This window comes from Leucobacter edaphi, assembly GCF_016522535.1.
Classification (GTDB): domain Bacteria; phylum Actinomycetota; class Actinomycetes; order Actinomycetales; family Microbacteriaceae; genus Leucobacter; species Leucobacter edaphi.
Genome location: NZ_JAEHOI010000006.1, coordinates 13344 through 25656, shown reverse-complemented (window position 1 = coordinate 25656; position 12313 = coordinate 13344). Strand labels below are relative to the sequence as shown.

12 protein-coding genes are annotated in these 12313 nt (G+C 63.1%); 10 read left to right on the top strand and 2 right to left on the bottom strand.

All coding sequences use genetic code 11. The annotated features are described in order from the left end of the window. The first annotated feature begins 98 nt into the window (after positions 1–98). The 8 genes from JD292_RS07125 to JD292_RS07090 all read left to right on the top strand — a co-directional run bounded on the left by JD292_RS07125 (position 99) and on the right by JD292_RS07090 (position 8245). Positions 99–332, top strand: a complete 234-nt coding sequence (locus tag JD292_RS07125) for a hypothetical protein (RefSeq protein ID WP_233613875.1) — start codon at positions 99–101, stop codon at positions 330–332. A gap of 334 nt (positions 333–666) precedes the next feature. Then, entirely contained in the window at positions 667–903 is a 237-nt protein-coding gene (nrdH, locus tag JD292_RS07120) for a glutaredoxin-like protein NrdH (RefSeq protein ID WP_200132056.1), read from the top strand. Positions 904–1024: 121 nt separating this feature from the next. Next, positions 1025–1426: a class Ib ribonucleoside-diphosphate reductase assembly flavoprotein NrdI gene (gene nrdI / locus JD292_RS07115; RefSeq protein WP_200132055.1), complete on the top strand. Its 402-nt coding sequence runs from the start codon at positions 1025–1027 to the stop codon at positions 1424–1426. Continuing rightward, positions 1426–3567, top strand: a complete 2142-nt coding sequence (gene nrdE / locus JD292_RS07110; protein WP_200132244.1) for a class 1b ribonucleoside-diphosphate reductase subunit alpha — start codon at positions 1426–1428, stop codon at positions 3565–3567. The genes nrdI and nrdE overlap by 1 nt, the downstream gene beginning before the upstream one ends. A 131-nt stretch (positions 3568–3698) precedes the next feature. Next, positions 3699–4667, top strand: a complete 969-nt coding sequence (gene nrdF, locus JD292_RS07105) for a class 1b ribonucleoside-diphosphate reductase subunit beta (RefSeq protein ID WP_200132054.1) — start codon at positions 3699–3701, stop codon at positions 4665–4667. Between the two features lie 782 nt (positions 4668–5449). Next, positions 5450–7303: a DUF262 domain-containing protein gene (locus tag JD292_RS07100; RefSeq protein WP_200132053.1), complete on the top strand. Its 1854-nt coding sequence runs from the start codon at positions 5450–5452 to the stop codon at positions 7301–7303. After that, on the top strand, positions 7275–7607 hold the full coding sequence (locus JD292_RS12460; RefSeq protein WP_369411183.1) for an antitoxin VbhA family protein: 333 nt from the start codon (positions 7275–7277) through the stop codon (positions 7605–7607). The genes JD292_RS07100 and JD292_RS12460 overlap by 29 nt, the downstream gene beginning before the upstream one ends. Next, positions 7604–8245: a Fic/DOC family protein gene (locus tag JD292_RS07090; protein WP_200132051.1), complete on the top strand. Its 642-nt coding sequence runs from the start codon at positions 7604–7606 to the stop codon at positions 8243–8245. Before JD292_RS12460 ends, JD292_RS07090 begins: the two co-directional genes overlap by 4 nt. Before the next feature lie 110 nt (positions 8246–8355). On the opposite strand, the gene JD292_RS07085 is transcribed toward JD292_RS07090, so the two are convergent. Continuing rightward, positions 8356–8940: a MarR family winged helix-turn-helix transcriptional regulator gene (locus JD292_RS07085; protein ID WP_200132050.1), complete on the bottom strand. Its 585-nt coding sequence runs from the start codon at positions 8938–8940 to the stop codon at positions 8356–8358. A 75-nt stretch (positions 8941–9015) separates the two neighbouring features. On the opposite strand from JD292_RS07085, the gene JD292_RS07080 reads away from it, so the two are divergent. Then, complete coding sequence (locus JD292_RS07080) at positions 9016–11202, top strand: MMPL family transporter (RefSeq protein ID WP_200132049.1); 2187 nt, start codon at positions 9016–9018, stop codon at positions 11200–11202. Positions 11203–11247: 45 nt separating this feature from the next. Here JD292_RS07080 and JD292_RS07075 read toward each other — a convergent pair whose 3' ends face one another. Further along, positions 11248–11973: a DUF1345 domain-containing protein gene (locus tag JD292_RS07075; protein ID WP_200132048.1), complete on the bottom strand. Its 726-nt coding sequence runs from the start codon at positions 11971–11973 to the stop codon at positions 11248–11250. Between the two features lie 79 nt (positions 11974–12052). Between JD292_RS07075 and JD292_RS07070 the strand changes: the two genes are divergently transcribed. Beyond that, a complete protein-coding gene (locus tag JD292_RS07070; RefSeq protein WP_200132047.1) occupies positions 12053–12277 on the top strand; it encodes a helix-hairpin-helix domain-containing protein in 225 nt (74 codons plus the stop codon). Positions 12278–12313: the final 36 nt, after the last annotated feature.

The window sequence follows — 12313 nt, the reverse complement described above, 5'->3', positions numbered from 1 at the left end:
CTTCTCCGCAACCCGCTGCGCCGCCGTTGGGGGCCGCACCCGCGGAGTCTGGCGCGTTCCCGGTGCCGTGGCGCATCTCGGCCCGTTCCGCCTCCGGGGTGATCGAACTGGAGCACTGCGGTGCTGCCCCGTTGCACTCGGTGCGTCTCGCGCTCGCCGGTGGCGGCATGCTCGGGCTGTCGCTTCCGCGCACGGTCCAGCCGGGGGAGCGGGTTCGCGCGGTGCTCCGCGGCTCCGACGCGGAGCGCGCCCTCGGCACCGCCGATGCGATGCTCGTGCTGCGCTGGTTCGAGCCCGACGGAAGGGAGCTGCTGTGGCCCATCTCGTTGTGATGCGATCGAGCCGCCAGCCGACGCCTGCGCGGCGCCGGCTGGTGCGCCCGGTTCACCCGGCGCGCACCCCGATAACTGGGCTTCCGAGTCCACTCAGCGACACGCCGATGACGGTGCGCCGCAGAAAATTCTTCCGGCCTGTGGGAGGTGTGGATAACCCGGGAAAAGGGGCGGAACCGCGCCGAAAGTTCTCCCCAGGACGGGGTCGAAATCGGTGGAGAGCCGGTGTAAAACTACAAAGATGTAACTACATCATCTTGTGGTCGCCGCGGGTGTGGTTCACTATATGTAGTGCCTCGGTCGGGGCACGAAGGTTTTTGAGGAGGGACGTGAGATGGCCATTACGGTATACACCAAGCCGTCGTGCGTGCAGTGCACCGCGACGTACCGAGCGCTCGACAGCAAGGGCATCGAGTACGACGTACTCGACCTGTCCGAGGACGCGACGGCGCTCGAGACGGTGAAGGAGCTGGGCTACCTCCAGGCTCCCGTGGTGGTCACTGAGGACGAGCACTGGTCGGGCTTCCGCCCCGACAAGATCTCGGAGCTCGCAAGCCGCCTCGCGGACTAACCCCCGCACGTCGAAACCGCCCGCGGCCGCACGAGGAAAGATCCTCTGCGAGCCGGGGGCGTTTCAGTAGGTCGAACATCCCAGCAGTGTCGAAGTTCCGCTCCAAACGGAGGTGGTGAGCATGGCAGACCTGGTGTATTTCTCCAGCGTCTCCGGTAACACGAAACGATTCGTCGAGAAGCTCGGAATGGATGCCGAACGGATCCCGTTGTACTCAAGGGAAGATCCGCTCGTCGTCACCGAACCCTACGTCCTGCTCCTGCCAACCTATGGCGGCGGTCCCAGCACCAAAGCCGTCCCCAAGCAGGTGATCCGGTTCCTCAACGACGAGCGAAACCGGAAGTTGATCCGCGGCGTCATGGTCGCGGGCAACACCAACTTCGGCGAGGCCTACGGACTCGCCGGCGACATCGTCGCGAGGAAGTGCCAGGTGCCACTCCTCTACAGATTCGAACTCTTTGGAACCCCGGACGACGTGACCGCCGTCCAAGAAGGATTGGAACAGTTTTGGAAGCAGCAGTGATGGAACAGGGCTTCGAGTCCTCCAAGATCAGCGACATGGATTACCACTCGCTGAACGCGATGCTCAACCTGTACGACGCCGACGGCAACATCCAGTTCGACAAGGATCGCGAAGCCGCGCGGCAGTACTTCCTGCAGCACGTCAACCAGAACACGGTGTTCTTCCACAACTTCCAGGAGCGCCTCCGCTACCTTGTCGACAACGAGTACTACGAGCGCGAGCTGCTCGAGCAGTACCCCGCGGAGTTCATCGAGGAGCTCACCAACGAGGCCTACGCGATGAAGTTCCGCTTCCCGACCTTCCTCGGCGCCTTCAAGTTCTTCACCTCCTACGCCCTCAAAACGTTCGACGGCAAGCGCTACCTCGAGCGCTTCGAGGACCGCGTCGTCATGGTCGCGCTCGGCCTCGCCCAGGGCGACCAGGAGCTCGCCCGCGGCCTCGTCCGCGAGATCGTGTCCGGCCGCTTCCAGCCGGCAACGCCCACCTTCCTCAACCTCGGCAAGGCGCAGCGCGGCGAACTCGTCTCCTGCTTCCTCCTCCGCATCGAGGACAACATGGAGTCGATCTCGCGCGGCATCAACTCCTCGCTGCAGCTCTCGAAGCGCGGCGGCGGCGTCGCCCTGCTGCTCTCCAACGTCCGCGAGTCTGGCGCCCCGATCAAGAAGATCGAAAACCAGTCCTCCGGCATTATCCCCGTCATGAAGCTCCTCGAAGACAGCTTCAGCTACGCCAACCAGCTCGGTGCTCGCCAGGGCGCCGGCGCGGTCTACCTGTCGGCCCACCACCCCGACATCATGAAGTTCCTCGACACCAAGCGCGAGAACGCGGACGAGAAGATCCGCATCAAGACCCTCTCCCTCGGCGTCGTCGTCCCCGACATCACCTTCGAACTCGCGAAGAAGAACGAGGACATGTACCTCTTCTCCCCATACGACGTCGAGCGCGTCTACGGCGTCCCCTTCGGTGACATCTCCGTCACCGAGAAGTACCACGAGATGGTGGACGACGCGCGGATCAAGAAGACCAAGATCAGCGCACGCCACTTCTTCCAGACCGTGGCTGAGCTGCAGTTCGAGTCGGGCTACCCGTACATCGTGTTCGAAGACACGGTCAACCGGGAAAACCCGATCAAGGGCCGCATCAACATGTCCAACCTGTGCTCCGAGATCCTCCAGGTCAACACCCCGACCACCTACAACGAGGACCTCAGCTACGACCACATCGGCAAGGACATCTCCTGCAACCTCGGCTCGATGAACATCGCCACCGCGATGGACGGCGGCAACCTCGGCGAAACCGTCGAGCTCGCCATCCGCGCGCTGACCGCGGTCAGCGATATGAGCCACATCTCCTCCGTCCGCTCCATCGAGGACGGCAACGATCAGTCGCACGCCATCGGCCTCGGCCAGATGAACCTCCACGGCTACCTCGCCCGCGAGCACGTGCACTACGGCTCCGACGAGGGCATCGACTTCACCAACATCTACTTCTACACGGTGCTGTTCCACGCCCTCACCGCCTCCAACCGCATCGCGATCGAGCGCGGCCAGAGCTTCGGCGGCTTCGCCGACTCGAAGTACGCGAGCGGCGAGTTCTTCGACAAGTACACCGACGGCGTCTGGGAGCCCGAGACCGAGCGCGTCCGCGAACTCTTCGCGAACGCCGGCATCGAGATCCCCACCCAGGATGACTGGCGCGCGCTCAAGGCCAGCGTCATGGAGCACGGCATCTACAACCAGAACCTGCAGGCTGTGCCCCCCACCGGCTCGATCTCCTACATCAACAACTCGACGAGCTCGATCCACCCGATCGCGTCGAAGGTCGAGATCCGCAAGGAAGGCAAGCTCGGCCGCGTGTACTACCCGGCGCCGTTCATGACGAACGAGAACCTCGAGTACTACACCGACGCCTACGAGATCGGCCCCGACAAGATCATCGACACCTACGCCGCGGCAACGCAGCACGTCGACCAGGGCCTCTCGCTCACCCTGTTCTTCAAGGACACCGCCACCACGCGCGACATCAACCGCGCACAGATCTACGCGTGGCGCAAGGGGATCAAGACGATCTACTACATCCGGCTCCGCCAGCTCGCGCTCGAGGGCACCGACATGACCGAGTGCGTCAGCTGCATGCTGTAACCCAGGGTGCGGGCCCCGCAAAACTGGGGGGTCCGCACCGCCGGAGCCGCAGGTAGGCTCAATGCGGTGGCCGTAGCGCGCGGCCCCCGCGCACGACTTCGACACGCAGAACCGTCACAGGAGAGAAGACGATGAACTTCAAGTTGGGTCACGCGGTCCAGGCCATCAACTGGAACCGCATCCAGGACGACAAGGACCTCGAGGTGTGGAACCGCCTCGTCAACAACTTCTGGCTCCCCGAAAAGGTGCCGCTCTCCAACGACGTCCAGTCGTGGGCCACGCTCACCCCCGAGGAGCAGCTCCTCACCATGCGCGTCTTCACCGGCCTCACCCTGCTCGACACGATCCAGGGCACCGTCGGCGCCGTCTCGCTCATCCCCGACGCGATCACCCCGCACGAGGAGGCCGTCTACACGAACATCGCGTTCATGGAGTCGGTGCACGCGAAGAGCTACTCCTCCATCTTCTCCACCCTCGCCTCCACGCAGGAGATCGACGACGCCTTCCGCTGGTCCGCCGAGAACCCGCACCTGCAGAAGAAGGCGCAGATCATCGTCGACTACTACGAGGGCGATGACCCGCTGAAGCGGAAGGTCGCCTCGACGCTGCTCGAGTCGTTCCTCTTCTACTCCGGCTTCTACCTGCCCATGTACTGGTCGGCGCACGCCAAGCTCACCAACACGGCAGATCTCATCCGCCTCATCATCCGCGACGAGGCCGTCCACGGCTACTACATCGGCTACAAGTACCAGCGCGGCCTCGAGGGCGTCAGCGAGGAGCGCCGCCAGGAGCTCAAGGACTACACCTTCTCCCTCCTCTACGAACTCTACGAGAACGAGGTGCTCTACACGCAGGCCCTCTACGATCCCGTGGGCCTCACCGAGGACGTCAAGAAGTTCCTCCACTACAACGCCAACAAGGCGCTCATGAACCTCGGCTACGAGCCGATGTTCCCCAAGGAGATGACCGACGTCAACCCGGCCATCCTCTCCTCCCTCTCCCCGAACGCCGACGAGAACCACGACTTCTTCAGCGGCTCCGGCTCGAGCTACGTCATCGGCAAGGCAGTCGCCACCGAGGACGAGGACTGGGACTTCTAAACGAGGGTCTATATAAGATCTTTTCACGCCCCTGATCCGCGAATTTCCGCAGGTCAGGGGCGTTTTCGTGTTTCCAAACCTAAAGACAAAAGGACGCCACTGCCGAGAATGGCAGTGGCCGATTTGTTTGGCCTACTTTGCCTGCAAAGACCTTGATGGGAGTTTGATGTGCTGCGCGTGGCCTGGCTGACTGCGCGATCAAAATTGCTCGCGGAGGAGTGCGTTGGCTATGCGGGCCGGGGCGGACGAGAAAATCTCCGGCAGCCATGTGCCGCTCTTGGGCTGTTGCACTTGTTCCTTTTTCTCGGCCGCTACCGGAGCCAAGGTGAAAGTGCCCGCATCATCACGGAGTCTTTCGGGAACGGGGTCGCTCTTGCTTGATCTGATGGGACGCCTTGGGGATCAACGCCTGCGGCAGAAGTGCGGAGCGGCGAAATGGGGAACGAGTTGTCCAGGACTATCTGAGTACTATCTGAGTGATGTAGCAAGTTGCAGCCCCGTGAGGAAAGCGCTCGCCGTTACCCGATAGTGTCACGCAGCTTGGTGAGCACTCAGTGGCGGCACGTGTCGTTCCTGCATGTTGCATAGACCAAATGAATCTCGTCTGTTGGTTGAAATGCTCCATTCGTTCTTGTTGAACACCTCGCGAGCCAGAGCCCGGTCGCAATCTACTCGTGAGGCAGACTCGGGGCGCTGGTAAAACAAGAGGGTCCCGCTTCTGCTCAGCTAAGCTGAGTTGCGGTGTCACCAGGCCTTCTTCTGCACAGGAACGAGAGACAGCGATGTCATTTGAAACTCCACAATTCCAACTCGCTGAATACGTAAAGTGGGCGCGCGACGGAAAATTGCAGCTTCCTGATTTTCAGCGTGAATATAAGTGGGACGATGAACGGGTGCGTCAGCTCATTGTGACCGTGCTGAGGGGCCACCCGATGGGTATCGTGATGCTGTTGCAAACTGGAAACGAGCAGGTACGTTTCAAACCCAAACCGATCGCTGGCTCGGGGGCACCGCGAGATGTGACTCCTGAATGGTTGTTACTTGACGGGCAGCAAAGGCTTACTTCGCTCACACAAGCGTTCAGCGGCGAGCGCGTCGTCGCAACTCGCGATGTGAGGGGCAAGCTCATGGACCGCCGCTACTTCGTTGATGTGCGAGTCTCGGTCGAGGGCGATGCTCGAATTGATGACGCCGTAATTTCACTTCCGGCCGACGGGATTGAGCGCACCAATTTTGGACGTGAAGTCAAGATTGATCTTTCAACGCCAGAGAAGCAGGTGGCAGCAGGAATGGTGCCGGTGAGTCTTTTTCTCGACACCTTTGCGCTCTTCGAACACGTCAGGAGAATCGCCGGGAGGGATGCAGGGGACGCTTTCATCAATGAAGTCGTGCAGCCGACTTCGGCATATCGAATCCCGGCTATCTCACTTGATCGACGCACGAGCAAAGCAGCTGTCGCGACCGTGTTTGAGAAAGTCAACACGGGAGGCGTTCCGCTAACTGTTTTTGAACTCTTGACTTCTACTTTTGCCGGAGACGCAGAGTATTTTGAAGAGCACGGGAAAGACTTTCGCTTGAAAGACGACTGGGCGGACATCGAAAGGAGCTTTGCCCAGTACCCGGTGCTCGCCGACACCCGCAGTGTCGAGTTCTTACAAGGCGTGAGTTTGCTGGAGACGCTGCGGCGCAACAGGGAAAGCACGGCACAGCGACCGCCTGCGGTCTCAGCCAAACGAGAAGATCTCCTCAAACTCGAGCTGCCGTCGTATCTTGCATGGCGAGACAAGCTTCGCAAGGGATTCCTGTGGGCCGCACGCTTTTTGGTTGACCAGTGCGTCTTTGATACTCGCTTCCTGCCATATTCAACGCAGATTGTTCCACTTGCGGTGGTGCGAGTGTTGCTTGGCGATCAGGCAGATTCACACGGAGTGCAGGCTCGCCTACGCCGTTGGTACTGGTCAGGCGTACTCGGCGAGAAGTACGGATCATCAACCGAAACCCGGTTTGCACGAGATGTTGAACAGGTGCCAGGGTGGGCCTCTGGTGAGACTGAGGTGTTGCCATTGACAGTAGCTGACGCGACTTTCAACGAATGGCGTTTGTACACGTTGCGATCACGAAATTCTGCTGCCTACAAGGGTATTTATGCCCTGCAGGTTGCGAAGGGTGCGGTTGATTGGATAGCGAATCATCGCTTTGACCTACAGACGCACAAAGACCTTGCGACCGATATTCACCACGTATTTCCGAAGGCGTGGGCAGTCGAACATGGAATTGAGCTCGAACAATATGACAGCATCGTGAACAAAACACCTCTCGCCGCACGCACCAACAGAGCAATCGGTGGTGTCGCGCCATCGCAGTATCTAACGCGCGTTGAGCGCGAGTCGCGGTTGTCCCGGGCAGAGGTCGATGAGTTACTAATTACACATGGGCTTGACGCGGCGGCGATGCGCGCTGATGACTTTGAGGCACATTTTGCTTATCGGCGCGAATACCTCCTCAAGCTTGTTGAAGAAGCAATGGGGTCTCCTGTGCAACGTGAAATCACTACTGCGACAAATAGCGCTGTTGTAGCCAAAGCTGCTGGAGCAGGGTTTGACCTTGATGACGAGATCGGCGATACCGGCGACTGAATTTCAGTTCTCAGGTCTTTGGCCTGAAGGCGCTTCGCGAGTCGTCTCGGCGGGCGAAGAGACAGCGGACCTGCCGGGTCCGAGCGCTAGAATTGACCCAGAGGAGGGAGGCATCATGAGCGCGTCAGAGCCTGGCGTAATTCAGCGTCGGTTACGTGCGGTGACTGACGCCCGGCGGTCATCCGAGCTTGAAGGATCGCGGAGCACGGAGGAAACTCGATGTGACCAGGATGCCTACGTGCGCGGCGAGATCGACATAGATCAGCTGGGGCGGCGCGTGCGCGAACGATACGGGATTTCTTGACCGAATTGCGGCCCTGGGAACGCGGAGATCATGAAGCCCGGTGGAACGGATATTTCATCAACCCTGATGCCACGGTGCTACGTAACTTACTCGGTGTCGAGGACGCACTGGTTCTTGCAGATGCTGAGAATGATCTCGTTGAGTACCGCATCGCCGAGCTCCGTGAGTTGCCGGGTCTCGTGCGACGCAGCTTTGACCTGTTGCACCTGCAAGCTCTACATCGGCAGTTGTTTCAGGATGTGTATGAGTGGGCTGGTGAGCTTCGCACTGTCGGGCTTGCCAAAGGCGGCGGTGAGTCATTTGTCCCGCCAGCAAGTATTTGGATGCCGGTGGACCATGTTGCTCAGAGGGTTCGGGAGTCCGACTATTTGCGCTCGATGACAACTGATGAGCTTGTGCTCGAAGTCGCCTATTTGTATGACTACCTCAATTACGCCCACCCGTTTCGCGAAGGCAATGGTCGGACCCAGAGAGAATTTTTTAGCCAGCTCCTAGCGAAGTCGGGGCGAAGCCTGGACTGGCGGCTCATTGGGATGGGCGAGCTTCACGGAGCCTGTCACACTGCTCGTAACGATGGCGACTTGGAACTGCTGGTAAGAGTAATTCACGCTGTCCTCGTTGACAGAGCTGAAAACTGAACTCGACCAGTGGAGCAAGGAATGTCCTGGGCAGCCTTGTGGAACTGAGTTAGCGCGCCAACTCATGATCGCCCGCTCGGAGATTCCTAGATCCAGCGATCATTGAGGGATCAAGTGCCTTCCGGGGCGCCCCCGGAGGCCCACGCCTCGCCGGAGACGTCCAGTTCCCGCGCCATATCGGTGATGAAGCGCGCCACGACCTCGCGCTCCGAGGGTGTGAGCCGCGCGGCCGCGTGGAAGCGCTTCGCCTGCTGGCGGCCGACGGTTTCGATGGCCGCCTCGCGCGTCGACGGGGTGACGGCGAGGGCGATCGCCCGCCGGTCATCCGGGTGAGTTGAGCGGGTGATGTGGCCGGCGCGTTCGAGACGGTCGAGGAGTTTCGTCGTCGACGCGGTCGAGATGCTGAGGTGGGCGGCGACCTGGCCTGGGGTGGCGATTGCGCCTGAGTTCCCGGTGACGATGAGGAAGTGGATCGCGCGCATGTCGTTGCGGCCGAGTTTCATGTAGGCGAGCGAGGCCTCGGAGAGGCGTTCTTCTGCGGTGCGGAGCGCGTGGAGGGCGGCCATGATCTCGCCGATCTGACGCATGGAGTCGGCGTCCATGCTGGATCGATCGATGAGCCGGCTGTCCGGATCATTCGCGTCGACGTCATAGATTCGCGGGGCGTCTCCCGATCTTGGCCAGGACTCGGACATGGTGCTATATTATCCCAAACGATCTATACACCTTGGCTAGTAAACTAACTTGGCTAGGTAAAAATGGGGGCGGTCATGAACACGGATCTTGCACAGGCGGACCCGAATCCGAAGCACGGACGCTCGCGAGGCGGCCGCTGGGCGAGGATCCTCATCCCTGCGCTCCTGATCCTGGTCTGGGTGGGCGTCGGGGGGATCGGCGGACCCTACTTCGGCAAGGTGAGCGAGGTCTCCTCCAACGAGCAGACCGCCTACCTGCCGAGTTCCGCCGACGCGACGCGGGTGCAGGAACGCCTCGCAGAGTTCCGCGACTCGGAGGCGATTCCCGCCGTGGTGGTGCTCGCGGGTGAGCGCGAACTCACCCCGGCGCAGCTCGAATCGCTCGGCAAGACCGTCGCGGACCTCCCCGACACGGTTCCCGGGGTGACTGACGACATCTCACCCCTCATCCCCTCCGAGGACGGCAAGGCCGCCCAGGTGTTCGTACCGATCGAGAGCAAGGACGATGTGGGTGACACCACGGCGGCGATCGGGGACAAGCTCCGCGCGGCCGCGCCGGAGGGCATCGCGGTCTATGTGACGGGCCCGGCAGGGTTCACCGCCGATCTGGTCGCCGCGTTCTCGGGCATCGACGGACTGCTCCTGGGCGTCGCGCTGCTCGCGGTGTTCGTGATCCTCGTGGTCGTGTACCGCTCGCTGCTGCTGCCGGTCGCGGTCCTCACCACGAGCATGATGGCGCTCACGGTCGCGCTGCTCGTCAACTGGTGGCTCGCGAAGTGGGGCCTGTTCATGCTCTCCGGACAGACGCAGGGCATCCTGTTCATCCTGGTGATCGGTGCGGCAACCGACTACTCGCTGCTGTACGTGTCCCGGTACCGCGAGGAGCTGCGGAAGACGCAGGATCGAGGCACGGCCACCCGGAACGCGCTGCGCGGATCGCTCGAGCCGATCCTCGCCTCGGGCGGCACCGTGATCGCGGGGCTGCTGTGTCTGCTGCTTTCCGACCTGAAGTCCAACAGCTCGCTCGGTCCGGTCGCAGCGGTGGGGATCGTGTTCGCGATGCTCGCTGCGCTGACGCTCCTGCCGGCGATCCTGTTCGCGTTCGGGCGGGCAGCCTTCTGGCCGAAGCGTCCGCGCTACGAGCCGGAGGTCGTCGCCGAGGAGCACGGGATGCCGACGGGCCTGTGGGCGCGCCTCGCGCGGATCGTCCGTGCGCATCCGCGAGCGATCTGGGTGAGCACGGTGCTGGTGCTCGCGGTCGGCGTCGTCGGCGCTTCGCAGCTCGAGGCGAACGGCGTCCCGCAGTCCGATCTCGTGCTCGGGTCAAGCGAGGCCCGCGACGGCCAGCGCGCGCTCGGCGAGCATTTCCCGGGCGGATCAGGAAGTCCGATGTACGTCATCACGCCGGAGGACGAACTCGAGCAGACGGCGAGCACGCTCAGGGGGCTCGACGGAGTCGACAGCGTCGCCGTCGCGGCCGCCGACTCGCCGAGCGGGACCGCCGCGGTGACCGCCGAGGGGATCCAGGCGCAGGGCCCTCCGGGCACGCCGGCCCCGGAGCCGACCGTCTCGCACGGGGACGTCCTCCTGCAGGCCACGCTGAGCGCCGCGGCGGACTCGGAGGAGGCCGAGTCGGTGGTTCGTGCGGCCCGGGCCGAGTTCGACGAGTCGAGCACCATCGTCGGCGGCGTCACGGCAACCGCGGTCGACACGAATGACGCCTCGATCCACGATCGCACGCTCATCATCCCGGTCGTGCTGCTCGTGATTCTCCTGATCCTGATGGTGCTCCTGCGCTCGATCGTGGCCCCGCTGATCCTCATCGCGACGACCGTGCTGTCCTTCGGCACGGCCCTCGGGGTGGCGGGCCTCGTGTTCACGCACGTGTTCCAGTTCCCGGGAGCGGACCCGGCGGTGCCGCTCTACGGCTTCGTGTTCCTCGTCGCGCTCGGTATCGACTACAACATCTTCCTCATGACGCGCGTACGGGAGGAATCGATCGCGCACGGCACGCGCGAGGGAATCTCGCGCGGCCTCGCGATCACGGGCGGCGTGATCACCTCAGCCGGCCTCGTGCTCGCGGCGACGTTCGCGGCCCTCGCGGTGATTCCGATCCTGTTCCTCGCGCAGATCGCGTTCATCGTGGCGTTCGGCGTGCTGCTCGACACCTTCATCGTGCGATCGCTGCTCGTGCCGGCGCTCGCGACCGACATCGGCCGTAAGGTCTGGTGGCCGTCGCGGCTCGCGCGGGGCGGCGAATAGTCCGGACCGGCGCGGCGGTGTGCCGCGGGGCGGGGACGGATCGGCCTACGCCGCCGCCCCGGCGACGAGCGTCGCGATCAGGGACACGGTCATCGCGATGATCAGGGCGTTGAACGCGAAGGACAGGGAGGTGTGCACGCGCACCGCCGTGAGGCTCGCGCTCGTGCGCGGAGTGCCGGCCGACATCGCGCCGATCGCCGACACCATGATCCCCATCGACAGGAACTCGGGGAAGCCGGGATCCTCGCGAATGTCGAACTCGATCGTCTCGCCCACCGCGTTGAGGCGCAGATACCTCAGCGCGAACGCATAGGCCACGGTGGCCCAGGCGAGCCCCACCGTGAGGAGCACGAGCGCGGTGAGCCAGATCCCGCCGCTGCGCGCGCCCACGATCGCGGCGGCGATGGCCACGGCGAGCGCGGCAAAGGCCGCCATCATCGCGAAGCTCTCGGCCGACTGCACGCCGAGCGCGCGGGCGTAGCCGCTCGGCCTCTGCCTGCTCTGGGTCGCCGCGATCAGCTTGAGCTCCTCGGCCGGGGTGCGCGAGAAGATCCGGTGCGTCCAGACGAGGTAGACGATGAAGAACACGGCGAAGGATCCGCACACCCCGGCGAAGATGAGCTCAGGGCTCGTGATCTCGAATCCGCGGTCGAGCCGAATGCCGAGGAGGGCGAGCGCGAGGAACGGAATCGAGGTGATGGTCGCGATCACGGTGCGGAAGCCGTCGTCGAAGCGGAGCGGGATATCTCTCGGGGTTCGGCGGCTCAACATCCCCGCAATCATATCGGCCCGGATCGAAAGTGGGTCGCGTGATCGCGCACCGCGAGGCGAGGGGGCGTACCCTGGCGTCATGAGCGCGAGTGACACCCCCGACCGGATCGGCGACCTCCCGAAGATCGGCCGCCCGGCCACGCGCGCTCTCGCCGCCGCTGGCCTCACCTCGCTCGCCGACGTCGCGGCAGCGGGATCGGCCAGGCTGCTCGCGCTGCACGGGGTCGGGCCTCGGGCGATCCGGATCCTGAGCGAGGAGCTCGAGGCGCGCGGGATGGAATGGGGCGAGGGGGAGCCGGCGTAATCGCGGGCTCACCCCTCACCCCTCACCCTTCACCCG

Excerpts from the sequence above, each read along its gene's own strand:
- nrdH (WP_200132056.1), top strand. The coding sequence starts at position 667 with ATGGCCATTACGGTATACACCAAGCCGTCGTGCGTGCAGTGCACCGCG.
- nrdI (WP_200132055.1), top strand. The coding sequence starts at position 1,025 with ATGGCAGACCTGGTGTATTTCTCCAGCGTCTCCGGTAACACGAAACGA.
- nrdE (WP_200132244.1), top strand. The coding sequence starts at position 1,426 with ATGGAACAGGGCTTCGAGTCCTCCAAGATCAGCGACATGGATTACCAC.
- nrdF (WP_200132054.1), top strand. The coding sequence starts at position 3,699 with ATGAACTTCAAGTTGGGTCACGCGGTCCAGGCCATCAACTGGAACCGC.
- JD292_RS07100 (WP_200132053.1), top strand. The coding sequence starts at position 5,450 with ATGTCATTTGAAACTCCACAATTCCAACTCGCTGAATACGTAAAGTGG.
- JD292_RS12460 (WP_369411183.1), top strand. The coding sequence starts at position 7,275 with ATGACGAGATCGGCGATACCGGCGACTGAATTTCAGTTCTCAGGTCTT.
- JD292_RS07085 (WP_200132050.1), bottom strand. The coding sequence starts at position 8,940 with ATGTCCGAGTCCTGGCCAAGATCGGGAGACGCCCCGCGAATCTATGAC.
- JD292_RS07080 (WP_200132049.1), top strand. The coding sequence starts at position 9,016 with ATGAACACGGATCTTGCACAGGCGGACCCGAATCCGAAGCACGGACGC.
- JD292_RS07075 (WP_200132048.1), bottom strand. The coding sequence starts at position 11,973 with ATGTTGAGCCGCCGAACCCCGAGAGATATCCCGCTCCGCTTCGACGAC.
- JD292_RS07070 (WP_200132047.1), top strand. The coding sequence starts at position 12,053 with ATGAGCGCGAGTGACACCCCCGACCGGATCGGCGACCTCCCGAAGATC.